20 protein-coding genes, 6 tRNA genes and 3 rRNA genes are annotated in these 25,172 nt (G+C 63.1%); 17 read left to right on the top strand and 12 right to left on the bottom strand.

All coding sequences use genetic code 11. From position 1 onward, the window contains the following. The first annotated feature begins 123 nt into the window (after window positions 1–123). Complete coding sequence (locus LPA45_RS16680) at window positions 124–723, top strand: EF-hand domain-containing protein (protein ID WP_116319920.1); 600 nt, start codon at window positions 124–126, stop codon at window positions 721–723. A gap of 417 nt (window positions 724–1,140) precedes the next feature. Further along, complete coding sequence (locus LPA45_RS16675) at window positions 1,141–1,635, top strand: Lrp/AsnC family transcriptional regulator (RefSeq protein WP_010813460.1); 495 nt, start codon at window positions 1,141–1,143, stop codon at window positions 1,633–1,635. A gap of 97 nt (window positions 1,636–1,732) precedes the next feature. Here the strand turns inward: LPA45_RS16675 and LPA45_RS16670 are convergent, their stop codons facing one another. Continuing rightward, a complete protein-coding gene (locus LPA45_RS16670; RefSeq protein WP_116319919.1) occupies window positions 1,733–2,431 on the bottom strand; it encodes a GNAT family N-acetyltransferase in 699 nt (232 codons plus the stop codon). 333 nt (window positions 2,432–2,764) lie between these two features. Between LPA45_RS16670 and LPA45_RS16665 the strand changes: the two genes are divergently transcribed. Together LPA45_RS16665 and kefC are read left to right on the top strand one after the other, a co-directional pair. After that, complete coding sequence (locus LPA45_RS16665) at window positions 2,765–3,319, top strand: NAD(P)H-dependent oxidoreductase (RefSeq protein WP_199414595.1); 555 nt, start codon at window positions 2,765–2,767, stop codon at window positions 3,317–3,319. Beyond that, window positions 3,316–5,130, top strand: a complete 1,815-nt coding sequence (kefC, locus tag LPA45_RS16660; protein ID WP_116319917.1) for a glutathione-regulated potassium-efflux system protein KefC — start codon at window positions 3,316–3,318, stop codon at window positions 5,128–5,130. The genes LPA45_RS16665 and kefC overlap by 4 nt, the downstream gene beginning before the upstream one ends. A 9-nt stretch (window positions 5,131–5,139) precedes the next feature. Here kefC and LPA45_RS16655 read toward each other — a convergent pair whose 3' ends face one another. From LPA45_RS16655 to paaA, 7 genes are all read right to left on the bottom strand, one after another. Further along, the gene (locus LPA45_RS16655; RefSeq protein ID WP_116319916.1) at window positions 5,140–5,757 is read right to left on the bottom strand and encodes a TetR/AcrR family transcriptional regulator; all 618 of its coding nucleotides are present in this window, start codon (window positions 5,755–5,757) and stop codon (window positions 5,140–5,142) included. A 23-nt stretch (window positions 5,758–5,780) separates the two neighbouring features. After that, a complete protein-coding gene (locus tag LPA45_RS16650) occupies window positions 5,781–6,575 on the bottom strand; it encodes a DUF1835 domain-containing protein (RefSeq protein WP_367394640.1) in 795 nt (264 codons plus the stop codon). A gap of 225 nt (window positions 6,576–6,800) precedes the next feature. Continuing rightward, window positions 6,801–7,889, bottom strand: a complete 1,089-nt coding sequence (gene paaE / locus LPA45_RS16645) for a 1,2-phenylacetyl-CoA epoxidase subunit PaaE (protein WP_116319914.1) — start codon at window positions 7,887–7,889, stop codon at window positions 6,801–6,803. Between the two features lie 27 nt (window positions 7,890–7,916). After that, window positions 7,917–8,477 carry a 1,2-phenylacetyl-CoA epoxidase subunit PaaD gene (gene paaD, locus LPA45_RS16640; protein ID WP_116319913.1) on the bottom strand — a complete coding sequence of 187 codons (561 nt, stop codon included), beginning with the start codon at window positions 8,475–8,477 and terminating at the stop codon, window positions 7,917–7,919. 31 nt (window positions 8,478–8,508) lie between these two features. Continuing rightward, window positions 8,509–9,351: a 1,2-phenylacetyl-CoA epoxidase subunit PaaC gene (gene paaC, locus LPA45_RS16635; RefSeq protein ID WP_116319912.1), complete on the bottom strand. Its 843-nt coding sequence runs from the start codon at window positions 9,349–9,351 to the stop codon at window positions 8,509–8,511. A gap of 12 nt (window positions 9,352–9,363) precedes the next feature. Further along, window positions 9,364–9,651 (bottom strand): 1,2-phenylacetyl-CoA epoxidase subunit PaaB, encoded by a 288-nt coding sequence (paaB, locus tag LPA45_RS16630; RefSeq protein WP_022536879.1) that lies wholly within the window; start codon window positions 9,649–9,651, stop codon window positions 9,364–9,366. Between the two features lie 41 nt (window positions 9,652–9,692). Then, entirely contained in the window at window positions 9,693–10,709 is a 1,017-nt protein-coding gene (gene paaA, locus LPA45_RS16625) for a 1,2-phenylacetyl-CoA epoxidase subunit PaaA (protein WP_116319911.1), read from the bottom strand. A gap of 221 nt (window positions 10,710–10,930) precedes the next feature. Between paaA and LPA45_RS16620 the strand changes: the two genes are divergently transcribed. Further along, window positions 10,931–11,401 carry a universal stress protein gene (locus LPA45_RS16620; RefSeq protein ID WP_116319910.1) on the top strand — a complete coding sequence of 157 codons (471 nt, stop codon included), beginning with the start codon at window positions 10,931–10,933 and terminating at the stop codon, window positions 11,399–11,401. Window positions 11,402–11,478: 77 nt separating this feature from the next. Here LPA45_RS16620 and LPA45_RS16615 read toward each other — a convergent pair whose 3' ends face one another. The 4 genes from LPA45_RS16615 to LPA45_RS16600 form a co-directional block, all read right to left on the bottom strand. Then, window positions 11,479–11,757, bottom strand: coding sequence for a DUF1488 domain-containing protein (locus LPA45_RS16615; protein ID WP_029046679.1), 279 nt, complete (start codon window positions 11,755–11,757; stop codon window positions 11,479–11,481). 179 nt (window positions 11,758–11,936) lie between these two features. Beyond that, on the bottom strand, window positions 11,937–14,078 hold the full coding sequence (locus tag LPA45_RS16610) for an FUSC family protein (RefSeq protein ID WP_116319909.1): 2,142 nt from the start codon (window positions 14,076–14,078) through the stop codon (window positions 11,937–11,939). Window positions 14,079–14,468: 390 nt separating this feature from the next. Then, window positions 14,469–15,713 (bottom strand): nucleoside recognition domain-containing protein, encoded by a 1,245-nt coding sequence (locus tag LPA45_RS16605; protein WP_116319908.1) that lies wholly within the window; start codon window positions 15,711–15,713, stop codon window positions 14,469–14,471. Window positions 15,714–15,770: 57 nt separating this feature from the next. After that, on the bottom strand, window positions 15,771–16,157 hold the full coding sequence (locus LPA45_RS16600) for a DUF488 domain-containing protein (protein ID WP_116320124.1): 387 nt from the start codon (window positions 16,155–16,157) through the stop codon (window positions 15,771–15,773). Window positions 16,158–16,790: 633 nt separating this feature from the next. Here LPA45_RS16600 and LPA45_RS16595 point away from each other — a divergent pair. From LPA45_RS16595 to nusG, 12 genes are all read left to right on the top strand, one after another. Then, window positions 16,791–18,324 (top strand): 16S ribosomal RNA (locus LPA45_RS16595). Between the two features lie 62 nt (window positions 18,325–18,386). Then, window positions 18,387–18,463: transfer RNA gene (locus tag LPA45_RS16590), tRNA-Ile, on the top strand. A 12-nt stretch (window positions 18,464–18,475) separates the two neighbouring features. Then, window positions 18,476–18,551 (top strand) — tRNA-Ala (locus LPA45_RS16585). Window positions 18,552–18,856: 305 nt separating this feature from the next. After that, window positions 18,857–21,737: ribosomal RNA gene (locus tag LPA45_RS16580) — 23S ribosomal RNA — on the top strand. Between the two features lie 127 nt (window positions 21,738–21,864). Continuing rightward, window positions 21,865–21,978, top strand: a 5S ribosomal RNA gene (rrf, locus tag LPA45_RS16575). Together the 16S, 23S and 5S rRNA genes with 5 tRNA genes alongside form the textbook arrangement of a ribosomal RNA operon. A 292-nt stretch (window positions 21,979–22,270) precedes the next feature. Next, window positions 22,271–22,356, top strand: a tRNA-Tyr gene (locus LPA45_RS16570). 51 nt (window positions 22,357–22,407) lie between these two features. Further along, window positions 22,408–22,481, top strand: a tRNA-Gly gene (locus tag LPA45_RS16565). A 40-nt stretch (window positions 22,482–22,521) separates the two neighbouring features. Beyond that, window positions 22,522–22,596 (top strand) — tRNA-Thr (locus tag LPA45_RS16560). Between the two features lie 46 nt (window positions 22,597–22,642). Then, a complete protein-coding gene (gene tuf / locus LPA45_RS16555) occupies window positions 22,643–23,833 on the top strand; it encodes an elongation factor Tu (protein WP_116320353.1) in 1,191 nt (396 codons plus the stop codon). 84 nt (window positions 23,834–23,917) lie between these two features. Next, window positions 23,918–23,993 (top strand) — tRNA-Trp (locus LPA45_RS16550). Between the two features lie 59 nt (window positions 23,994–24,052). Next, window positions 24,053–24,433, top strand: a complete 381-nt coding sequence (secE, locus tag LPA45_RS16545) for a preprotein translocase subunit SecE (protein WP_029049797.1) — start codon at window positions 24,053–24,055, stop codon at window positions 24,431–24,433. A 10-nt stretch (window positions 24,434–24,443) separates the two neighbouring features. After that, a complete protein-coding gene (gene nusG / locus LPA45_RS16540) occupies window positions 24,444–25,025 on the top strand; it encodes a transcription termination/antitermination protein NusG (protein ID WP_010810468.1) in 582 nt (193 codons plus the stop codon). Window positions 25,026–25,172: the final 147 nt, after the last annotated feature.

The raw sequence follows: 25,172 nt of genomic DNA, 5'->3' as shown, positions 1-25,172 counted from the left end.
TGCGTTCCCTTACGGCGCCCCAACCTTTCTGTGAGGCGGGTAACATCGTATTAAAAGCACCAACTTCCCTGCATCGTCTGCGTTCTAATCCGTACATGCCAACGTGCTGACAAGGAGCAAGACATGCAACGCAATTCCAAGCCGCAGATCCTGAAGCAATTCCTCGCCGCCTCGGCCGCCCTGCTGGTCGCCGGAGGTGCCTTCGCCCAGGCCAGCGCGCCCGCCGCGCCGGCCGGCAAGCCCGGCCACGGCCACCACCACCATATGGGTCATGGCGGCGGCTGGATGAAGGCGGTCGACACCGATAACGACGGCGCGATCTCCAAGGCGGAAGCCGACGCCTACTTCAACAAGCTCGACACCAACCGCGACGGCAAGATCGACAAGGCGGAGATGGACGCGCACCGCAAGGCCGTCATGGCCGAGCGTCACGCCCGCATGCAGGCCGCCTTCGACGAGAAATTCAAGGCAGCCGACAAGAACGGCGACGGCGCCCTGACCAAGGCCGAGGCCAATGCCGGCATGCCGCGCCTGGCCAAGCGCTTCGACCAGCTCGACGCCAACCGCGACGGCAAGCTGACCCGCGATGAAATCCGCGCCGGCATGGAGAAGATGCACCGCGACCACCAGCACCGGGGCCAGCGCGGCCAGGGTGCGCCGGGCAGCCAGCCGGCCCCGGCCAATCCGTCTGCGCCAGGTGCCCCGTCCAGTAGCGGAGGCTGATGCCGCGGCGGGACGGCCATGGCCGTCCCTGCCTGAAGCCGCTGTTTAGCGCGCGTGCCCCGGGGCCGCGCGCTTTTGGTTTTGTCCGCTCCGGGACTGCATTGGCAGCGCGTCGACCAGGAAGTATCTGACCCCGGCGGCAAACGCCCGTAGAATGCCGCTTCCCTGTCCGGCCGGGCCTTGGCACCATCCTTGCCTTTCCCTGGTCGGCGCGGCGCGACCGCAACCCCCGCGGCCGTGCCACCAGACAGGTTGCCCAGCCCGACCGGCTGCAGCACGAGTGACCGAAGAGGCTGCCGGTTCGCCAGAATCCCGCCCGCAACGGACGCAATCACACAAAAAATTGCGTATTTGTGCACGGCTTGCTAAATTTGCGCAAAAAAATTGCCAATAAACATATTGCGGAGCAACAATATCGTGAGCAAGGTGGAGTTGGACAAGATCGACCGGAAGATCCTGGAAGTGCTGCAGACCAACGGCCGGTTGACCAACCTGGAGGTGGCCGAGCGCGTCAACCTGTCGCCCAGCCCCTGCCTGCGCCGCATCCGGCGGCTGGAGGAGATCGGCGTAATCCGGCAGTACGCGGCATTGCTGGAGCCGAACAAGATCGGGCTTGGCCTGCTGGCCTATATCAATGTCCGGCTGGAGAAGCATGGCGGCGCGCCCAAGGGCAAGGCGCCGCTGGATCTGTTCCGCGCCTCCATCGCGGTGTGGCCCGAGGTGGCGGCATGCCACGCCATGACCGGCGAGATGGACCTGCTGCTCAAGGTCTATGTCGAGGACATGGAGCATTTCGCGCGCTTCATGCAGGAGCAGCTGCTGGCCCATCCGTCGGTGATCGACGTGCGCTCGAGCTTTGCGCTGGAAAGCATCAAGGACACCACGGCGCTGCCGGTCGGCGGCGCAGCCTGAGCGGTAAGGGGGAGCATGCAAAAACGGCGCATCGTTGCGATGCGCCGTTGTGGCCGTGGGCGGCGAAGCTGGCGAAAAGCCCGCTTACACGCTGTGCTTATGCAGTGTGCTTCTGCGGCACCATGCTGCGCCAGAAGCGCAGGCCGAAGCGACGCGCGTCGCGCAGGTTGCGGCGCACCGCGTAGTCCAGGTCGGCCAGCTGCTCGTCCAGCGCCTCGGTCAGGCGGCTGGCAGTGTCGGCGGGCGGCAGTTCCAGGTACGCGTCGGCCTCGCCGTAGGCATACTGGACCTTCATGCCGGCCTTCTTGGCGATATGCATCATCGCCGCGTTGCGCGACAGGCAGTGCATGTACAGCGTGCGCACGTTGGTATTGCGGCCATGAATAGCCGCACGCTCGAACAGCGCGCTGCCGATGCCACGGCCGCGGGCGCTGCGCGACACCGACACGCCGAACTCCGCCACGCGGCCCTGGGCGTTGTCGCGCAGGTTGGCGAAGTGGCCCACGCCGACCAGCTCGAGCTTGTCGTCGTAGACGCCGAACACGGAATCGTGGTCGAAGTCGATGCTGTCCACGTAGGCTTCGATCACGTGGTCACCCACCGACTGGCCGAAACGGAGCAGGCGATCGTCCTCACCCAGGGCGAGGAAATGCTTCAGCAGGCGCGAGCGGTGATGGGCGGCCAGTTCGCGCACCAGAACGGTGGCGCGGTGGGCGGCCTGCGTCGCTGCAGCTGCTTTGCGCAGATCTTCGTCGGTCAGTGCGCCGACAGCCTTGCTCAGTTCGAGCGGGTTCACGTTAAATCCTTCCTGGTGTGGTCACAGATAAAAATAGGCACTGCCTTGGTGTTTTGCCAGCCACTTTTCCCTGCCTCGGTGCAGGGCTCGGGGAAACACCATCTTGATGCAGCGTGGAAAGTATTGTAGTGGAATTGTCAGTCTGGCGTAAGCTTCCCGCGCCGCAGCAGCCGGGTGCAGCACCACAGCACTCTGAAAAACCAAATAAAATCAATAGCCTAAAAAAATGTGATGAATTGTTGCGCGTGACCAACTGTGGATATGTTGCAACGCGGCAACCGACTCATTCCTCCCGCCGCCATCCCATTTCCTGGCCAAACCGCCCCGTCTTCGATGACCGAGTCTCCCATTGCAGTGATCTACGCGCATCCCACGCCCAGCCGATCGCGCGTCAACCGGCCGCTGGCCGACGCCCTGGCCTCGCTGCCGCAGGTACAGGTACGCGATCTCTACCGCTTCTATGTGGATTACGACATCGATGTCGTCGCCGAGCAGCGCGTGCTGGCGGTCGCGGACACCGTCGTGTTGCAGTTCCCGGTGCGCTGGTACAGCGTGCCGGCGCTGCTCAAGCTGTGGCTGGACGAGGTGCTCGAACACGGATGGGCCTACGGCCCCGGCGGCACGGCGCTGCGCGGCAAGTCGCTGCTGGCCGTGGTAAGCACCGGCGGCAGTGCCGATGCCTATGGCCCGGACGGCAACCACGGCCATCCGATCGGCGAATTCCTGTTGCCGCTGGAGCAGACCGCGCTCTTGTGCGGCATGACCTGGCTGCCGCCGGTGGTGCTGCATGACGCCGACAATGCCGACGCGCAGGCGCTGGCCGACCATATCGCACACGTCTGCGGGCGCCTGGGCGCCGAAGCCAATCCGGCGGAGGCGCGCGCATGAACCAGCATGACTTCCTGATTGCACTGCTGGTGTTCCTGGTCGCGGCGGTGGTGGCGGTGCCGCTGGCGCGGCGCAGCGGCCTGGGCGCTGTGCTGGGCTACCTGCTGGCGGGGGCGGCGATCGGCCCGTTTGCGCTGCGCCTGGTCACCAATGTCGAGTCGATCCTGCATTTCTCCGAATTCGGCGTGGTGCTGATGATGTTCGTCATCGGGCTGGAACTGGAGCCGCGCAAGCTGTGGGCATTGCGCCGGAGCATCTTCGGCTACGGTGGCGCGCAACTCGCCGCGTGCGCGCTGGTGATCGGCGGGGCGGCAGCGCTGGCGGGCGCGTCGTGGCAGGTGGCGCTGGTCGCGGGCCTGGGCCTGGCGCTCTCGTCCACTGCCATTGCGCTGGCGACGCTGACCGAGCGCAACCTGTTCGGCACGCCGGCCGGCGCGGCCAGCTTCGGCATCCTGCTGTTCCAGGACATTGCCGCCATCCCGATGATCGCGCTGTTGCCGCTGCTCGCCGTCGAGGGCGCCGAAGGTGCCGGCGCGGGCGCCGCCGGCTGGATGGCCGGGGTGAAGGCGGTGGCGGTGATCGGAGCGGTGGTGGTCGGCGGCCGCTACCTGGTTCGGCCGGCGCTGCGCTTTATCGCGCGCACCGACATGCGCGAGATGTTCACCGCGTTTGCGTTACTGCTGGTGGTCGGCATCGCGCTGATGATGGATGCAGTCGGATTGTCGATGGCGCTGGGGACCTTCCTCGCCGGCGTGCTGCTGGCCGATTCGGAATACCGCCATGCGCTGGAGGCCGACCTGGAGCCGTTCAAGGGGTTGCTGCTGGGCCTGTTCTTCATGGCGGTCGGCATGTCGATCGACTTTGCCGTGCTGGCGCGCTCGCCCTGGCTGGTGCTCGGACTGGTGGCGGCCTTCGTCGTCGCCAAGACCGCGGTGCTGATGCTGCTGGCGCGAGAATTCGCCATTGCGCGTGGCCAGCGGCTGCTGTTCGCGCTGTTGATCTCGCAGGGCGGCGAGTTTGCCTTCGTGGTGTTCGGCGTGGCCGGCGGCGCTGGCCTGCTGCCGCGCGAGACCGAGGCCTTGCTGGTACTGGTGGTGGCGCTGTCGATGGTGGCCACGCCGTTGCTGCTGCTGGCCTACGACCAGTTGGTAGCGCCGCGGCTGGGCCGCGCCAGGGCGCGTCCGGACGATGCCATCACGCCGCAGGACAATCCGGTGCTGATCGCCGGCTTTGGCCGTTTCGGCCAGATCATCGGGCGGCTGCTGTACAGCCAGGGCATTGGTGTCACGGTGCTCGACCACGATCCGGACCAGATCGAGTTCCTGCGCCAGTACGGCTTCAAGATCTTCTATGGCGATGCCACGCGGCTCGACCTGCTTGAAGCTGCAGGTATCGCCCGCGCGCGCATCCTGGTGGTGGCGATCGACGGCATGGATGACAGCCTGCAACTGATCGACCGGGTACGCGAGCGCTTCCCGGCGTTGCAGATCTATGCGCGGGCGCGTCATGTGTCGCACATCTACCAGCTCAAGGACCGCGGCGTGCAATTGTTCGAGCGCGAGATGTTCGAGGGCTCGCTGACGATGGGACGGCGCGTGCTGGAAGGGCTGGGCTTCGACCCGGCCGAGGCGCGCAACGTGGCGCTGCGCTTCCGCCGGCACAACATCCAGGCGATCGACCGCTTTTACCCGCACTACACCGACCAGAAGAAGCTGGTCTCGCTGGCGCGCCAGGCCCGCGATGAGCTGGAGGAAATGTTCCGGCAGGACCGCGAGCAGCGCCGGCAGCGCGAAGAGGCGGGGTGGGACTGACCGCCCTCGTCAGCGGGCTGTGGCGGCGCGGCCCGGCAGCCCGCCCTCGAGGAGGTCGAGCACGGTCTCGGCAAAGTCGGCGTACGACAGCCGACCTCCCGGCTTGAGCCAGGTGAAGGTCCAGTTGATCATGCCGAACACGGTCATGGTCAGCGCGGTCTGGTTATCGCGCGTGACGCGCTCCGGGTAGGCCCGGCGCAGCAGGCGCGAAAAGGCCGCCACCACGTCGCGCTCGCGGCCCAGGATCACGTCGCGCTGGCCTTCCGCCAGGAACTTGACGTCGTTGATCAGCGCAACATGGCGTGTCTGCGAGGTTTCGTACTCGGCCAGGAAGGCGCGGATCAGGTTGGCGAACGCCTCCTTGTCGGTCAGGCCACGGCGCTCGGCGTCGGCTTCCACCTCGGTGACCAGCAGCATCAGGCGCCGCGTGTAGCGGTCCAGCAGGTCGAACAGGATCGCTTCCTTGCTCTCGTAATAATGGTAGAGCCGCGCCTTGGACGTGCCACAGGCCGCGGCCAGGTCGGCCATCGAGGTGCTGGGGTAGCTGCTGTTGGCAAAGGCGGCGGCGGCCAGATCCAGGATCTGTTCGCGCTGCGCCTCGAAATCGGGTGCCTTGGTACGGGCCATGTGTATCGGAATTACTCGCGGGGTTACTCGCCGCCACCGCCGGCGTGGCGGCGCAGCTCGCAGGTCTCGAGCGAGTCGGAGTTGCCGCGCAGCACCATCTGGCCGGTGGCGATCAGCTCGCGGCAGCGCCAGAATACGAACCAGTCGCTGGCCAGCAGGCCTTCGATCGCGCCCATCACGCTGCCGACCACTTGCGCCGCTGGCGTCCATTCGGCCGGCGCGCGATCCATGATGATGTCGTCGATGGTGTGGTAGGCGGCGGGAACCAGCGTGTTGCCCTTCCACAGGCGTACGTCGGCATTTTCCTTGACGTTCTGCTGCCACTCGTAGCCGAGCCGGCCCAGCCGCAGCACGGAAACCGGCGCGATCGTGGAGAAGCGCCGCGCCAGCCGCGCCGGCGAATACATGCCGATCGCGGCCAGGTTGCCTTGCGCGGGCATCTCCAGCTCGCGCAGGTCCATCGCCACTTCATTGATCCGTTGCGGCGCCTGGTACAGGTGGAACACCACCCGGCGTAGCATCAGCTGGTCGGCCGCGCTCTGGCCGTGCCAGATGGCCACTTCCATGTCGTCCTGGCGCAGCGCCTGGAGCTGGTCCAGCGCCTGGCGCATCTCGGCAGCGAAATCGATGTCGGTGCGCGGGGCGACCCGCTGCCAGAAGCCGGAACGGATCAGCCCGGTGCTGTCGATGTCGGCCAGCGGCCCTACGGCCAGGTCGTCGCGCAGCACCACGACAGGGTCCGGCCGCGCGGCCTGGGCCAGCGCCTGGCGCAGGGTCGTGCCTGCTACATCACCGTTGACGACATGGATATATTGCATGGCCGTGATTGTATATGGGTGGGACGGTTAGCTGGCACCGCGCGGCGCCCGCGCGACAGGCGGCATGCGCCGCCATGTACCGCCATGCGCTGCCGTTGTTTACCGCCCCCGCAAGCATCGCGCCAGGCCGCTGCCCGGCCTGCCGCCATTTTAATCACGGCCAGGCCTGGCCAATGGCGGCGAGTGTCGGCACCCGTACGCGGCGCCCGCGGCCGCGTACCTGGATCAGCGTTCGTCGTAGCTGACCACTACCCGCGGCGTCAGCGCGCGCGCCTGGCAGGTGAGCACGAAGCCCTTTTCCATCTCCCACGGCTCGAGCGTGTAGTTCTTCTCCATCTCGACCTGGCCTTCCAGCACCTTGGCGCGGCAGGTGCAACAGACGCCGCCTTTGCACGCATACGGCAGGTCGAGCCCGGCGGCCAGCGCGGTATCGAGCACGTTGGCGTCTTCCATCGGCAGGCGCATGCTGTGCTGCTTGCCGTCGAGCACTACCACCAGCTCGGCGGTCCCCGCATGGTCAGTGCTGGTATGGGCAGGCTTCGGCTTGGCCCGTGCGAGTGGCACGCCGAAGCGCTCGGCGTGGATGCGGTGCGGATCCACGCCGGCGTCGCGCAGTGCCGCCTCGGCCTCGTCGATCATGGAGGCCGGCCCGCAGACAAAGGCCGCGTCGATGTCGTCCACCGGAATCAGCGCTTCGAGGAAGGCGGTCACGCGGGCATGGTCGAGGCGGCCGTGCAGCAGGTCCACCTCCTGCGGCTGGCGCGACAGCACGTGATATAGCGTGAAACGCGACAGGTATTGGTTCTTCAGGTCTTCCAGCGTCTCGGAAAAGATGATGCTGTCCACATTGCGGTTGCCGTAGACCAGCGTGAAGCGGCTGCGCGGCTCGGCCGGCAGCGTGGTGCGGATCAGCGACAGCACCGGCGTGATGCCGCTGCCCGCGGCGAAGGCGACATAGTGGCGCGCCGCGGCCGGCTCAAGCGGCACGTGGAAGCGGCCGTCGGGCGTCATGACGTCGATCACCTGGCCGGGTGCGATGGAGTCGTGGAGATGGGAGGAAAACAGCCCGTCCTCGACCAGCTTCACCGCCACGCGCAATTCGCCTTGTGCGTCATAGTCCTGCACCGCCGAGCAGATCGAATACGAGCGCCGCAAATCCTTGCCATCGACCGGCGCCTTCAGCGTCAGGAACTGGCCCTGGGTAAAGCGGTAGGCGTCGCGCAGCGTTTCCGGCACCTCGAACGCGATCGAGATGGTGTCGGCAGTCTCGGGGCGTACCTGCGCCACGCGCAGCGGGTGGAACTGTGGGGTCATGGCAGCGTGGCTTCGGCCCGGCGGGGCTCAGTAGGGTTTGAAATAGTCGAACGGTTCGCGGCAGTCCAGGCAGCGGTACAGCGCCTTGCAAGCCGTCGAGGCGAAGCGCGAGATTTCCTGCGTATGCACGCTGCCACAGCGCGGGCAGGCGACGCGGTCCGGGGCGCCGGCGCGCGCGGCACGCGGGACGAAGCGCAACGGTTGTGCCGCCGCCGGCGCGCCGCACTGGCCGGGCGGCGCGATGCCGAATTCGCGCAAGCGTTCACGCGCGGCGGGGGTGATCCAGTCGGTGGTCCACGCCGGCGCCAGTACCGTGCGCAGGCGCCACGGCGCCAGGCCGGCGGCGTCGAGCGCCTGGCCGATGTCCTCGGCGATCTGAGACATCGCCGGGCAACCGGAGTAGGTGGGTGTAACCGTCACCTCCAGCGTGCCGTCGGCATCGGCGGCGATTCCGCGCAGGATGCCGAGGCCGCGGATCGAAACCACCGGGATCTCCGGGTCGGGAACCGCTTCCAGCGCCGCCCATGCCTGCTCGACGCGTGCATCGGCGGCAGCTTTCGCTGAGTGGAGCAGGGTGGTGACGTTCATGCCGGACAGTCCTTTGCGGCGAAGCGGGCGCTTACCATTGCGCGCCCGGATGGGCCCGCGCCAGCCCCTGCATCTCGCCCAGCAGGTAGCTCATGTGCTCGGAATGGACGCCGAGCTTGCCGGTCGAGACAAAGCTGGTCGCAGCCGGCAGCGCCAGTGTCGCGGCTTGCAGGGTTTCGGCCACGGTCGCGTCCCAGGCCGCCCGTAGCGAGGCGGTGACGACGCCAATGCCCTGCGCCGCGGCCTCGGCTTCCATCGGGTCTTCGGCAAAGCACTCATTCATATAGGGCAGCAGGTGGTCCAGGGCGCGCTGCATGCGTGCGTGCGACGCCTCGGTGCCGTCGCCCAGGCGCACCACCCAGCCGGCGGCATGGTGCAGGTGGTAGCGCGCCTCCTTGACCGACTTGGCGGCGATGGCGGCAAGCTGCGCATCGCTGCTGGACTGCAGCGCTTCCCACAACTCGACCATCAGCGCGCCGTACAGGAAGTTGCGCACGATGGTGACGGCGTAGTCGCGCTCCGCCGCGGCATTGCCGGCCAGCGGGCCGCGGTGGGGCAGTTCCGCCAGCGTCCAGTTGCGGAAGTCGCGCTCGGCGCGCCAGTAGGCATAGTCATCTTCATGGCGCGGCAGGCCGGTCAGCTCGCCTTCCAGTTCGCCGGCGCGGCCGTAAAGCAGGCGCGCCTGGCCGATCAGGTCGAGGCTGATGTTGGCCAGCGCAATGTCTTCTTCCAGCACCGGGCCGTGGCCGCACCACTCGGCATTGCGCTGGCCAAGGACCAGCGCATTGTCGGCGAGGCGCAGCATGTAGCGCAGCGCGGCGGTGCGTGCCGGCGGCAGGTGATCCAGGGAGGCGGGTTGCGGGGACGCGGTCATCGTGCGTGGCCCTTACATGTGGTTGACTTCGTCGGGCAGCTGGTAGAACGTCGGATGCCGGTAGATCTTGTCGGCCATGGGGTCGAACAGTTCCGGCTTTTCCTCCGGCACGCTCGCCGTGATGGCAGCGGACGGCACCACCCAGATCGACACGCCTTCCTGGCGCCGCGTGTAGACATCGCGCGCCATGTGCAGCGCTTGCTGCGCGTCGGCGGCGTGCAGGCTGCCGCAATGCTTGTGTTCCAGGCCTTGCTTGCTGCGCACGAATACTTCCCACAGCGGCCATTCCTTGCGATTCATCGTTCTCTCCTCGATCCTTGCGCGCGGGCTGCGGCGTGGGGTCAGGCAGCCGTGCGGCGCTCGCCCGCTTCGCGTTCGGCCACCTTGGCGGCGTGGGCCAAAGCGGCTTCGCGGACCCAGGCGCCGTCCTCGTGCGCCTTGACGCGCGTTTTCAGGCGCTCCTTGTTGCACGGACCGTCGCCGTTGATCACGCGCCAGAACTCGTTCCAGTCCAGCGGGCTGTAGTCATAGTGGGCGCGCTCGGCGTTCCATTGCAGTCCCGGGTCGGGCAGGGTCACGCCCAGCACCCGTGCCTGTTCCACCGTGGCATCGACGAACTTCTGGCGCAGGTCGTCATTCGAGATGCGCTTGATGCCCCAGGCCATGGTCTGCGCGCTGTTGGTCGAGGCCGCATCGGGCGGGCCGAACATCATCAGCACCGGGAACCACCAGCGGTTGACCGCGTCCTGCACCATCTCGCGCTGGGCGTCGGTGCCGCGCATCATCGCCAGCAGCGCGTCGAAGCCCTGGCGTTGGTGGAACGACTCTTCCTTGCAGATGCGGATCATGGCGCGCGCATACGGGCCGTAGGAGCAGCGGCACAGCGGGATCTGGTTCATGATCGCCGCGCCGTCCACCAGCCAGCCGATCACGCCAACGTCGGCCCAGGTCAGCGTCGGGTAGTTGAAGATCGACGAATACTTGGCCTTGCCGCTGTGCAGCGCGTCGACCAGATCGTCGCGCGAGGCATCCAGCGTTTCGGCCGCGGAGTACAGGTACAGGCCGTGGCCGCCTTCGTCCTGCACCTTGGCCAGCAGGATCGCCTTGCGCTTGAGGGACGGCGCGCGGCTGATCCAGTTGCCCTCAGGCAGCATGCCGACGATCTCGGAGTGCGCGTGCTGGGAAATCTGCCGTACCAGTGTCTTGCGGTAGGCCGCCGGCATCCAGTCCTGCGGTTCGATCTTGCCGTCTGCAGCCATACGGGCGTCGAAAGCGGCCTGGCGGACGTTGTCGTCCTGGGGGGCGGCGCTTAGAGCGGAGTCAGCGTGGCCGGGAACATCCAGGCTTTGGGTGTACATAGCGCCTCCTCTGGCGGGGCCGCAGCCGGTGGGGGACCGTTGGCACGGCGGCTGGCCCTATTATATATAAGCCGACCGGTCGGTCAATTTAAGCGCGACGGGTTTGCATGGACTGTTGCCGGAGTCAGCGCCACGTGACGGACTGCGCATGTGTAGTATCGAAGGCGGACGGCCTCCAGTCGTCCGACCCCTTATTCCCTTTGTCTACGGAGGTAACGCAAATGGCAAGCGCGGCATATAGCAAGATCGTGGTGGCGGTGGATGGCAGCAGCACGTCCGGACTGGCACTGGCCGAAGCCATCCGCGTAGCGGCGCCAGGCGGCGCCACGGTGCTGGCGCTTTATGTCGTCGATACGGGTACGCCGATGTTCGACGTTGGCTACTACGATCCGAGCCAGTTGCAGAAGGCATTCGAGGAAAGCGGCCAGCGCGCGTTGCAGGACGCCGCGCAGCAACTGTCCGCGGCCGGCGTGCCGCATGAAACCAGACTGGTCAGCCAGGCGCCGGTGCCCGGCGATATCGGCGCGTCGATCAACGAAGCCGCGCGCCAGTGGGGTGCGGATCTGCTCGTTATCGGCACGCATGGGCGGCGCGGCGTGCGCCGGCTGGTACTGGGCAGCGTGGCGGAAGCGGTGATCCGGCAGTCGACCACGCCGGTGCTGCTGGTGCGCGGCGAAGCCAGGGCCGACTGAGCATGCGCAAGACGCCGGGCTGGCCCGGCGTCTCGGCGTGGATGCTGTGGAATCGCGGCGGCTGGCCAGCCGGCCGCTCAGCCCGCGAAACGGAAATGGCCGCTGCGCAGCACGATCTCCCGCGCCTGCGTCAGCTCGAACAGGCTTTCGGCGAGGCTTTCGATGCGCTGGCGATTGCTGGTGAAGGCGGCAACCAGGTCTTCCTCGCGCGGCGAGCGCGCACCGAAGTGGGCCTCAAGGGCTTCCGCGGTGACGGAATACTGAGTCGGACTGCCATTGACCGTAGCGGGGCAGGACAGCGTGAGGCTGGCTGCGCAGTAGGTCGGGACGCTGCGAGGGAACGTGATCTCAGGCATGGCGTGCCTCGTGCTGGCGACGGACGTATTCAATCATTCTAGGTCATTGCGGCCTGCCGTAAAGGGTCAGTAACGGGTTCGTAAAGGGGGGCAAAAGGGGCGGTAAAAGGGGCGTCAAAAACTGCAAATCGGCGTGGACGCCGGCTTTTCCATGCAATGGCTCGGGTCAGCCACGCAGGTCAGCTACGGCGTACGCGCCAGCGTCCCACCGGCTTGCGGGCCGTTGTCCCGAGCACGCGCAGGCCGGCCACCGCGGCATGCGCGGCGGCGATATGCGCGCGGGCATAGTCGGCCTGCTCGGCCAGGAATACATCGATGGCGCCGGGTGTGGCTTCCGGCCCTGGCGGCGCTTCGGGCCTTTTTCCGTCGCTGGCATCGCCCGCAGCTACCGCGTCGCCCGTGCTGCCAGGCCGTATCGCCAGTTCCGCCAGTCTTGCCTCCAGCCAGGCCATCAGCGCGCGCGACCCGGCGCTCGCTGGCAGGGCGAACGCGCCGGATTCGATCCCGGCCCGCACCACGCCAGCCAGCGCCGCCATGCGTCGCGCCGTGGCATGGGCCTGCCGGTAGGAGTGCCCATGGGCAGTTGCCAGCGCGCCGGCGGACTGCTCCAGCGTGTGCTCGGCACGGCTCGAGGCACGGCCGGCGGCGATGCGCAAGGCCTCCAGGCGCGCCGCGCCGGGGGTGGCTTTGCCCTCTGCCACACGCGCAGCGGCAAGCGCGGCGCGCAGGTAGACGGCGTTGACCGTCACGGCATCGACCGCATGGCGGAACACGCGCGACATTTCCACGCGCGGCGCCAGCACATAGTAGGTGGCCAGTGCGATCAGGCAGCCGACAGCCGTGTCGATGCCGCGCAGCGCCGCAAAGTGGCTGCTGTCGAGCATTGGCGCGCCCATCCAGGAGAACAGGATGACGGCCGGCGTCAGGCAAAACGCGAACGCGCCAGGCTGGCCGGCCAGCCGGTTGGCATAGGCCCCGGCAAGAAAAACGGCGCTGATGCCAAGGGCGATGGCCGGCGCTGGGTGGAACAGGCCGATCACGCAGGCGCACAGCGCACCCGCCAGTGATCCGGCAAAGCGCTTCAGCGACACCTGGCGCGTAGTCTGCAGGCGCGGGCTCAGCACCATGATCACCGTGACGGCGACCCAATAGCCGTGGTCGAGCTGCCACAACTGCGCCGGCATCAGGCAGAGGCTGCCGGCCAGCGCCAGGCGCAATGCATGGCGGGCCGCGACAGCATCGCGTGCCAGGTGATCCGCCACGCTGCCCAGCAAGCGCGCGGCGCCGTGACCCGCGCCGCGCCGCGGCCACGCGAAGGCAGCGCGCCAGGCCTCAAAGGCGGGGTAGCGGGCCAGTGCCGACACGGCGGATTGGTATGACGGCGGGGCCCCGGCATTGGCACCTGGCGCAGTCAGCCTGTGCAGGTCATGGCGCAGCGCGGCGCTCAAGGCGGGCAGGTCGGGCGCATGCCGCGCCAGGGCTTCCCTGACCTGGTCGCGGGCGTCGGCCACGCTGCGCGCAATATGGCGCAGCGGTAGCCCATGGCCGCCAGGGCCGGCACGGTCTCGCAATTCGCCTGCCACGATGAGCATTGCGAAGAGGGCGTCGGCGATGCCGAGGGCATAGCTGTGGTGCAGCAGCTGGGTGGCGTCGCGCAGGCTGCGGCGCGCTTCGATCGCCTCGCGGGCAGCCTCGATCCGGTTGCGCAGATCCTGCTTGCAGGCGGCCAGATCGTGCCCTTGCGCACTGTCCGCAAGCACGGCGGCGAACCGTACCAACGCCTCATAGGCGGCTAGCACTTCGCGTCGCGGCCGCTCATCGCGTTCGGACGGGATCAGCGCCAGGCAAACCAGGCAGGCAAACATGCCGCCGCGGAGATAGTCCAATCCGCTGAGCAGGGCCAGCGGCGCCAGATCACCGACTGCGCCCGGCTGCAGGCAGGCGGCGACCAGCACTACATAGAGCAGCTTGGCTGCCAGGGCGGTCGCCGTGCCGCGGATTTCGGCCAGTCCTGCGGCCAGGCCGGCCGCCATGACCACCGGCAAGGCCAGCCAGGGGGTCGGCGCCACGACCGTGCCCAACGCGCTGGCCAACGCGCCGCCAATACCGACTGCGCCGAGGCTCGACAGCCGTGCGGATGCGGTGCCTTGCCGGTCTGCCAGACAAGTCCAGATCGACGCGGTGGCCGACCAGAGATAGCCCTGGTCGCCGGTAAGCCAGCCGACGCCGGCAAGCGCGAGGAACGAGAGCGCATAGATAAGCCCGCGCCGGAGCAGCGCGGGTTCTGGCCAGTAGCGGATCAGGGAGGCGGCGGGCGACATGCGAAGCTGGACAGGACGGGTACGCCTGGTTGGCATGACCTTCGTGTTGCCACTCTACGACACGGATTGCTGCGTCGCAACAAAAGCGGAAAAGCAGGAGGGCCCAGTCATGTGATGCCCTGTTCAGGGGCGCCAACCGGGCTCTAGTGGTGCGCGGTGCACAGCGAGCAAGCCGGCGCAGCGCTTCTTGCGCAACGATTGTTGCAGTGGCCCGGGCTCAGGGCAAAAAAAACCCACGCAGGTTGTGCGTGGGTTGGAATCCACCGAGGTGGTGGAGGAGACAGACTTCATATTACATGGTTTGTTGCGTCGCACCAAGTGCAATGTGTCAATGTCTGGTGATACGCACAATGATGTTGTGTGCATACAACAAGGATCGAATCGTAGCTTCTAGCGGAACAGATATGCGGCGCCAACGGCACAAAAGATGCCCGCGGCATCTGCCACCAGCGCGCAACCAAGCGCGTGCCGGGTATTTCGCACATTGATGCTGCCGAAGTAGACCGCCAACACATAGAAAGTGGTTTCGGTCGAGCCCTGGATGATGGCGGCAAGGCGTCCCTGGAATGAGTCGACCCCATAAGTCGTCATCACATCGACCATCAGCCCGCGCGCACCGGCACCTGACAGGATCTTCATCAGGCCGACCGGCAAGGCGGGTACGAAATCCGTATTGATGCCGAGATGCGCAAATCCCAGCGTCAGCCAGCCCATCAGCACGTCCATGCAGCCGGTCGCCCGGAACAATCCGATCGCGACCAGGATGGCGACCAGATAAGGAATGATCTGCACCGCCACGCCAAATCCTTCCTTGGCGCCATCGATAAAGGCTTCGTAGACGTTGACCCGTCGCAGTGCGCCGCAGACCAGGAACAGCGTGATCAGCGACAGGATAAAGCCTGCGCCGGCCAATGCTGTCACGCTGCCCACTTGCTCGGGCGGCGCATGCTTCAGCCAGGCAAACATGCCGGCGAGCGCCGCCGCAACCATGCTGAATGCGACCAGCACGGCGGGCCGCAGCAGATTGAGCCGCTGTACCCAGGCGACAGCCAGCAGACCGGCAAGGCACGAGCCACCGGTGGCCAGCAGCGTCGGCAGGAAGATGTCCGCCGCATTGAAGCCCACCAGCCCTTGCTTGACGGCAATCGCCTGACGGATCGCGATGACCGAAGTCGGGATCAATGTCAGCCCAGCTGTATTCAGCACGATGAACATGATTTGCGCGTCGGTGGCCACGTCCGGGCGACGGTTCAGCGTCTGCAGCTCGCGCATGGCATTCAGGCCAAGCGGCGTCGCCGCGTTATCCAGACCGAGCAGGTTAGCCGACACATTCATCATCATGGCGCCTTGCGCCGGATGGCCCTGCGGCACGCCGGGAAAGAAATGCCGCAGCAACGGATTCACCAGCCGCGCAAAGGCATCGACGACCCCGGCGCGTTCGCCGATGCGCATGATGCCAAGCCACAAGCTCATCACCCCCGCCAGCCCAAGCGCGATCTCGAAGGCCGTGCGGGCACTGTCGAACAGGCTCGCCAGCATGGCAGGGAAGACGGTCAGGTCGCCACTGGCGAGCCGGATGCATGCGGCGACAAAGGAAACCAGGAAAAAGCCGAGCCAGACAACGTTCAGGGCCATCGGATTGCGCAAACGAAAAGGTCAAAGCGGGAAAGTCTCCCGCCAGGCAAGGGCGGATCAGGCGATCTTGGCGCCGCGCTCGGCCAGCAGTTCGCGCAGCACCGACCTGTGGCAGTGCGCCTCTTCTTCGCAATAGCAGCCGAGTGAGAAATTGGTCTGGTGCGAAAGCGCAGCCAGCAGGTCGAGCGTGCGGCTTGGCTCCGGATCGGCCATTTCCTTGCGGAAATGCCGGACGAATGCCCGCCATGCCTTGTCGTCCGTAGCGCCCTGCGCCTGCGAGACCAACTCTGGGGTAGGAGACAGGGCGGGGTACCAGACATCGTAATAGTCACGGCTGGCGAACTCGGACTTTGGCACGCCGCGTGGTGGCCGGCGCACAGTACCGATACGCAGGCCTTCGTCGCTTGCGCGTGGCGTTCCCAGTCTTACGATTCGGATGGTCATGGAGATCCCGCAGTCCGGCTTGCCTGCGCGGCTGCGCGAGGCTGAAGCCCAGATCATGAATCAACGGGTCGTGCATGACAAACATCTGCACCTTTCTGTGACATCCATATATAGGAGGAGGCAGCATCGGCTGCCGCCCTTGGCAGCGCCGCTTTCACCGCTTATACGGTCGATTCGAATTATTTCCCGAAACCCCTTGCCAAGCCCGTTGGCGTCGCTTAATATTCGCCCCCTCGCAACACAACGCGGCGCTGCAAGGCAGCACTGGCAAGGGTTGCGGGGTCGACCGGGAGGTTGGCGCAGCGAAGTTTGCAGCGCTGACCGCAGCAAAAAAAGCTTGCTGAAACGGTTGACGAAACGAAGAAAGCTCTGCATAATCTCGTTTCTCTGCTGCAGACAACGCAGCGCGCTGAACGGCAAAGCCGGGAAGCGAAGTTCTTTAACAAACAAACAACCGATAAGTGTGGGCGCTGGGTAGCGGACGCCACTGTCTTCGGACGGTGCTGCTTCACAAGTTATACAGTGCTCGCACAGCAAAACGTGACTGGGTCTTCGGATCTGGTCAGTCAGTTTTCTGAGAGTGAGCGACCGCTCGAAAGAGCGAGGGAGCCGCGAGGCTTCCACACAGAGATTGAACTGAAGAGTTTGATCCTGGCTCAGATTGAACGCTGGCGGCATGCCTTACACATGCAAGTCGAACGGCAGCACGGGCTTCGGCCTGGTGGCGAGTGGCGAACGGGTGAGTAATACATCGGAACGTGCCCTGTCGTGGGGGATAACTAGTCGAAAGATTAGCTAATACCGCATACGACCTGAGGGTGAAAGCGGGGGACCGGTAACGGCCTCGCGCGACAGGAGCGGCCGATGTCTGATTAGCTAGTTGGTGGGGTAAGAGCCTACCAAGGCGACGATCAGTAGCTGGTCTGAGAGGACGATCAGCCACACTGGGACTGAGACACGGCCCAGACTCCTACGGGAGGCAGCAGTGGGGAATTTTGGACAATGGGGGCAACCCTGATCCAGCAATGCCGCGTGTGTGAAGAAGGCCTTCGGGTTGTAAAGCACTTTTGTCCGGAAAGAAATGGCTCTGGTTAATACCCGGGGTCGATGACGGTACCGGAAGAATAAGCACCGGCTAACTACGTGCCAGCAGCCGCGGTAATACGTAGGGTGCGAGCGTTAATCGGAATTACTGGGCGTAAAGCGTGCGCAGGCGGTTTGATAAGACAGGCGTGAAATCCCCGAGCTTAACTTGGGAATGGCGCTTGTGACTGTCAGGCTAGAGTATGTCAGAGGGGGGTAGAATTCCACGTGTAGCAGTGAAATGCGTAGAGATGTGGAGGAATACCGATGGCGAAGGCAGCCCCCTGGGACGTCACTGACGCTCATGCACGAAAGCGTGGGGAGCAAACAGGATTAGATACCCTGGTAGTCCACGCCCTAAACGATGTCAACTAGTTGTTGGGGATTCATTTCTTCAGTAACGTAGCTAACGCGTGAAGTTGACCGCCTGGGGAGTACGGTCGCAAGATTAAAACTCAAAGGAATTGACGGGGACCCGCACAAGCGGTGGATGATGTGGATTAATTCGATGCAACGCGAAAAACCTTACCTACCCTTGACATGCCACTAACGAAGCAGAGATGCATCAGGTGCCCGAAAGGGAAAGTGGACACAGGTGCTGCATGGCTGTCGTCAGCTCGTGTCGTGAGATGTTGGGTTAAGTCCCGCAACGAGCGCAACCCTTGTCTCTAGTTGCTACGCAAGAGCACTCTAGAGAGACTGCCGGTGACAAACCGGAGGAAGGTGGGGATGACGTCAAGTCCTCATGGCCCTTATGGGTAGGGCTTCACACGTCATACAATGGTGCGTACAGAGGGTTGCCAACCCGCGAGGGGGAGCTAATCCCAGAAAACGCATCGTAGTCCGGATCGTAGTCTGCAACTCGACTACGTGAAGCTGGAATCGCTAGTAATCGCGGATCAGCATGCCGCGGTGAATACGTTCCCGGGTCTTGTACACACCGCCCGTCACACCATGGGAGTGGGTTTTGCCAGAAGTAGTTAGCCTAACCGCAAGGAGGGCGATTACCACGGCAGGGTTCATGACTGGGGTGAAGTCGTAACAAGGTAGCCGTATCGGAAGGTGCGGCTGGATCACCTCCTTTCTAGAGGCTTGTGTCTCAAGCCTAGCGTTCACACTTATCGGTTTGTTTGCTGTTACAGCCAAGGGTCTGTAGCTCAGGTGGTTAGAGCACCGTCTTGATAAGGCGGGGGTCGTAGGTTCAAGTCCTACCAGACCCACCAAGTTATCCATGCGGGGGATTAGCTCAGCTGGGAGAGCACCTGCTTTGCAAGCAGGGGGTCGTCGGTTCGATCCCGTCATCCTCCACCATCGCTTCGATGGGCCTGGTTACCTTGGATTGGTGGTCAAATGCAAGCGCTTAGGATTGAGCGTTTGCATTTGGCATTGCCAAGCGATCGCAAGATCGGCTGTTCTTTAACAATATGGGATGTAGTAAAGGTGTCGCGCGAGCGTTGATGAGACGCTGCAGTACCAACGCGATACCGGGTTGTGATTGTATCAACCAAAATGTATTTAAGTGATCGAAAGATGACTTGGAATACGGCACAAATGCGAGAACTCAACCTGTAGTGAGCGGTGTCATAGAGCGCAAGCTTGAGACACACTTGTTATAGGGTCAAGCGAACAAGTGCATGTGGTGGATGCCTTGGCGATCACAGGCGATGAAGGACGCGGTAGCCTGCGAAAAGCTTCGGGGAGCTGGCAAACAAGCTTTGATCCGGAGATGTCCGAATGGGGAAACCCGGCCCGAATGGGTCATCCCACACTGAATTCATAGGTGTGGGAAGCGAACGCGGCGAACTGAAACATCTAAGTAGCTGCAGGAACAGAAATCAACCGAGATTCCCAGAGTAGTGGCGAACGAAATGGGAACAGCCTTGTACTCTTTAGCAGCATTGTTAGCAGAACGGGATGGAAAGCCCGGCCGTAGCAGGTGATAGCCCTGTATGCGAAAACAGCGTTGTGGAACTAGGTGTACGACAAGTAGGGCGGGACACGTGAAATCCTGTCTGAAGATGGGGGGACCATCCTCCAAGGCTAAATACTCGTGATCGACCGATAGTGAACCAGTACCGTGAGGGAAAGGCGAAAAGAACCCCGGGAGGGGAGTGAAATAGATCCTGAAACCGCATGCATACAAACAGTCGGAGCCTGGCAACGGGTGACGGCGTACCTTTTGTATAATGGGTCAGCGACTTACATTCAGTGGCAAGCTTAACCGATTAGGGCAGGCGTAGCGAAAGCGAGTCCGAACAGGGCGTTGAGTCGCTGGGTGTAGACCCGAAACCAGATGATCTATCCATGGCCAGGTTGAAGGTGCGGTAACACGTACTGGAGGACCGAACCCACTAACGTTGAAAAGTTAGGGGATGAGCTGTGGATAGGGGTGAAAGGCTAAACAAATCTGGAAATAGCTGGTTCTCTCCGAAAACTATTTAGGTAGTGCCTCGTGTCTCACCTTCGGGGGTAGAGCACTGTCATGGTTGGGGGGTCTATTGCTGATTACCCCGCCATAGCAAACTCCGAATACCGAAGAGTGCAATCACGGGAGACAGACATCGGGTGCTAACGTCCGGTGTCAAGAGGGAAACAACCCAGACCGCCAGCTAAGGTCCCCAAGATTGGCTAAGTGGGAAACGAAGTGGGAAGGCTAAAACAGTCAGGAGGTTGGCTTAGAAGCAGCCACCCTTTAAAGAAAGCGTAATAGCTCACTGATCGAGTCGTCCTGCGCGGAAGATGTAACGGGGCTAAGCCAGTCACCGAAGCTGCGGACGCACAGCAATGTGCGTGGTAGGAGAGCGTTCTGTAAGCCTGTGAAGGTGTCTTGTAAAGGATGCTGGAGGTATCAGAAGTGCGAATGCTGACATGAGTAGCGATAAAGGGGGTGAAAGGCCCCCTCGCCGTAAGCCCAAGGTTTCCTACGCAACGTTCATCGGCGTAGGGTGAGTCGGCCCCTAAGGCGAGGCAGAGATGCGTAGCTGATGGGAAGCAGGTTAATATTCCTGCACCGTCGTATGATGCGATGGGGGGACGGATCGCGGAAGGTTGTCCGGGTGTTGGAAGTCCCGGTCCCTGCATTGGAGAAGGCGCTTAGGCAAATCCGGGCGCGGAATTCAAGGATGTGGGGCGAGCGGCCTAGTGCTGCGAAGCAATTGGAAGTGGTTCCAAGAAAAGCCTCTAAGCTTCAGTCATACGAGACCGTACCGCAAACCGACACAGGTGGGCGAGATGAGTATTCTAAGGCGCTTGAGAGAACTCGGGAGAAGGAACTCGGCAAATTGGTACCGTAACTTCGGGATAAGGTACGCCCTGGTAGCTTGACTGGCCTGCGCCAGAAGGGTGAAGGGGTTGCAATAAAATGGTGGCTGCGACTGTTTAATAAAAACACAGCACTCTGCAAACACGAAAGTGGACGTATAGGGTGTGACGCCTGCCCGGTGCCGGAAGATTAAATGATGGGGTGCAAGCTCTTGATTGAAGTCCCGGTAAACGGCGGCCGTAACTATAACGGTCCTAAGGTAGCGAAATTCCTTGTCGGGTAAGTTCCGACCTGCACGAATGGCGTAACGATGGCCACACTGTCTCCTCCCGAGACTCAGCGAAGTTGAAGTGTTTGTGATGATGCAATCTCCCCGCGGCTAGACGGAAAGACCCCATGAACCTTTACTGTAGCTTTGCATTGGACTTTGAACCGATCTGTGTAGGATAGGTGGGAGGCTTTGAAGCGTGGACGCTAGTTCACGTGGAGCCGTCCTTGAAATACCACCCTGGTTTGTTTGAGGTTCTAACCTTGGCCCGTGAATCCGGGTCGGGGACAGTGCATGGTAGGCAGTTTGACTGGGGCGGTCTCCTCCCAAAGTGTAACGGAGGAGTTCGAAGGTACGCTTGGTACGGTCGGACATCGTACCTAAAGTGCAATGGCAAAAGCGTGCTTAACTGCGAGACCGACAAGTCGAGCAGGTGCGAAAGCAGGACATAGTGATCCGGTGGTTCTGAATGGAAGGGCCATCGCTCAACGGATAAAAGGTACTCTGGGGATAACAGGCTGATACCGCCCAAGAGTTCATATCGACGGCGGTGTTTGGCACCTCGATGTCGGCTCATCTCATCCTGGGGCTGTAGCCGGTCCCAAGGGTATGGCTGTTCGCCATTTAAAGAGGTACGTGAGCTGGGTTTAAAACGTCGTGAGACAGTTTGGTCCCTATCTGCCGTGGGCGTTGGAATCTTGACGGGGGCTGCTCCTAGTACGAGAGGACCGGAGTGGACGTACCGCTGGTGTACCTGTTGTCTCGCCAGAGGCATCGCAGGGTAGCTATGTACGGAAGAGATAACCGCTGAAAGCATCTAAGCGGGAAACTCGCCTGAAGATGAGGATTCCCTGGAGGCTTGACCTCCTTGAAGGGTCGTTCGAGACCAGGACGTTGATAGGCTGGGTGTGGAAGCGCAGTAATGCGTTAAGCTAACCAGTACTAATTGCCCGTAAGGCTTGATCCTATAACCAGTGTGTTTCACCTGGTGTGTGTGATCGTGTCTGTGCCCTCGGTTGGCACAATACGCACAACCCAAGACTACATCCCGATTCGCAGCGTTGACCTCAACCTCAGCGCTGCACCCCCTTATGCCTGGTGACCATAGCGAGTTGGAACCACCCCTTCCCATCCCGAACAGGACCGTGAAACAGCTCCGCGCCGATGATAGTGCGGATTACCCGTGTGAAAGTAGGTCATCGCCAGGCTCTTATTGTGCAAAACCCCTCGACAGCGTGTGCTGCGAGGGGTTTTTGCTTTTCCGGTCGCCCCTCGCGTGCCGCCATGCAACTCTGCCAGGCTCCTTCAGAGCCTCCAGGAGCCGTCCTGCGAAGCCCCTATAGGGTGAGAACGTAGAAATCTAATCTGCGCTTGTGGGAGCGGTCAGGCGGCATCAAGCGCCACGCTGGAACGCCTTCCCTAGTCTGATCAGGTACAGCATCCGCAACGGAAAGTGCTTGACAGGCGAGGTGAACAGCCCCATAATCGATAGTTCTCTGCGGAGAGGTGCCCGAGTGGCTAAAGGGGGCAGACTGTAAATCTGTTGGCTTACGCCTACGCTGGTTCGAATCCAGCCCTCTCCACCAGAATGCAAGACAGCAGCCGGCAGTGCCGGTGAAGAAGCAGGAAAGAACCGGGCGGGTGTAGCTCAATGGTAGAGCAGAAGCCTTCCAAGCTTACGACGAGGGTTCGATTCCCTTCACCCGCTCCAAGTCGCGCGGTTGCTGTCATAAAGTAGTACGTCTAGTTTCGCCCATGTGGCTCAGTGGTAGAGCACTCCCTTGGTAAGGGAGAGGTCGGCAGTTCGATCCTGCCCATGGGCACCAAACACCACCGCACTGGCAACATCGCTACCGAGACAGGAGTCGCGCAATGGCAAAGGAAAAGTTCGAGCGGACCAAGCCGCACGTGAACGTTGGTACGATTGGTCACGTTGACCATGGCAAGACCACGCTGACCGCAGCGATCGCCACGGTGCTGGCTGCCAAGTTCGGCGGTGCCGCCAAGAAGTACGACGAAATCGACGCAGCGCCGGAAGAAAAGGCACGCGGTATTACCATCAATACCGCCCACGTCGAGTACGAGACGGCCAACCGCCACTACGCGCACGTTGACTGCCCGGGCCACGCCGACTACGTGAAGAACATGATCACGGGTGCCGCCCAGATGGACGGCGCGATCCTGGTGTGCTCGGCCGCTGACGGCCCGATGCCGCAAACGCGCGAGCACATCCTGCTGGCCCGTCAGGTTGGCGTGCCGTACATCATCGTGTTCCTGAACAAGTGCGACATGGTGGACGACGCTGAACTGCTCGAGCTGGTCGAGATGGAAGTTCGCGAGCTGCTGTCGAAGTACGAATTCCCCGGCGACGACACCCCGATCATCAAGGGTTCGGCCAAGCTGGCGCTGGAAGGCGACAAGGGCGAGCTGGGCGAAGTGGCCATCATGAACCTGGCCGAAGCGCTGGACAGCTACATCCCGACGCCGGAGCGTGCCGTTGACGGTACCTTCCTGATGCCGGTGGAAGACGTGTTCTCGATCTCGGGTCGCGGCACCGTGGTGACCGGCCGTATCGAGCGCGGCGTGGTGAAGGTTGGCGAAGAAATCGAAATCGTCGGTATTCGCCCGACCGTGAAGACCACCTGCACCGGCGTGGAAATGTTCCGCAAGCTGCTGGACCAGGGCCAGGCTGGCGACAACGTCGGTCTGCTGCTGCGCGGCACCAAGCGTGAAGACGTCGAGCGCGGCCAGGTGCTGTGCAAGCCGGGTTCGATCAAGCCGCACACCCACTTCACCGGCGAGGTGTACATCCTGTCGAAGGACGAAGGCGGCCGTCACACCCCGTTCTTCAACAACTACCGCCCGCAGTTCTACTTCCGTACCACCGACGTGACCGGCTCGATCGAGCTGCCGGCGGACAAGGAAATGGTGATGCCGGGTGACAACGTGTCGATCACCGTCAAGCTGATCGCCCCGATCGCCATGGAAGAAGGCCTGCGCTTCGCTATCCGTGAAGGCGGCCGTACCGTCGGCGCCGGCGTCGTGGCAAAGATCCTCGACTAAGCTGTTCGATTGCGAACGCGGCAACAACCGGCCGCGTTCGTTGCCAGAAAAGGGGTGGCGCAAGCGTCAGCCCTCAGTAGTTCTAGGGGTATAGCTCAACTGGCAGAGCGTCGGTCTCCAAAACCGAAGGTTGGGGGTTCGATTCCCTCTGCCCCTGCCAAATCAATCAGCCGCGTCGCGAAGAACAATCGTGACGCGGCTTAGTCTCGTTTGCGAAACATGGCCAATCCCAATGTTGAAACCGTGAACGCCAACAGCGGCAAGTGGATGCTCGGCGTCGCGGTGCTGCTGGTGGTTGCCGGCGTCATCGGTTTCTATGCACTTGCACAGCAACCGTCTTATGTACGTGGCGCTGCGCTGTTCGGCGGTATTGCACTGGGTGTCGTCGTTGCACTGGTGTCGGCACCAGGCAAGGACTTCATTGGGTTCGCCAAAGAATCGTATCGAGAAGTTCGCAAGGTCGTCTGGCCGACGCGCAAGGAATCCGGGCAGATGACGGGGCTGGTCTTCGTCTTTGTCGTCATCATGGCACTGTTCCTGTGGTCGGCGGACAAGCTCATCGAGTGGATCGTGTTTTCGCTCGTACTGGGCTGGAAATAAGAGGTAGCACATGACGGATAACGCCCAGCAGGAAACCACCGCGCCGGAATCGCCTTCATCGAAGAAGCGCTGGTATGTCGTGCATGCCTACTCCGGCATGGAGAAGAGCGTGCAGCGCGCGCTGCAGGAGCGCATCGAGCGCGCCGAGATGCAGGACAAGTTTGGCCGCATCCTGGTGCCCTCCGAAGAAGTCGTGGAAATCAAGGGTGGCCACAAGTCGGTGACCGAACGCCGTTTCTTCCCCGGTTATGTGCTGGTGGAAATGGAAATGACCGACGAGACCTGGCATCTGGTGAAGAACACCAGCAAGGTCACCGGTTTTGTGGGCGGCGCCCGCAATCGCCCGAGCCCGATTTCGCAGCGCGAAGTCGACAAGATCATGACCCAGATGCAGGAAGGGGTCGAGAAGCCGCGTCCCAAGACGCTGTTCGAAGTAGGCGAAATGGTGCGCGTCAAGGACGGCCCGTTCACCGACTTCAACGGCAACGTGGAAGAAGTGAACTACGAGAAATCGCGCCTGCGCGTCTCGGTCACGATCTTCGGGCGCGCTACGCCGGTCGAACTCGAGTTCGGCCAGGTCGAGAAGGTTTAAGGAATTTGCCGGTTGGCGGCCGAAAGGGCGGCAACTGGCAAGGGCAGCGCCTCACGGCGTAGCCAAAGAGGAGCGTGAGGCCGTGCCATCGGTGCGGCGACAGCGCGTTACGACTCAACAGGATCGCAACCCCTCTGTGGGGCGATC

The organism is Cupriavidus sp. Agwp_2, assembly GCF_040784895.1.
Taxonomy (GTDB): Bacteria; Pseudomonadota; Gammaproteobacteria; order Burkholderiales; family Burkholderiaceae; genus Cupriavidus.
Note: the sequence above shows the minus strand (reverse complement) of the source record. Positions and strands in the feature narration are given on the sequence as shown.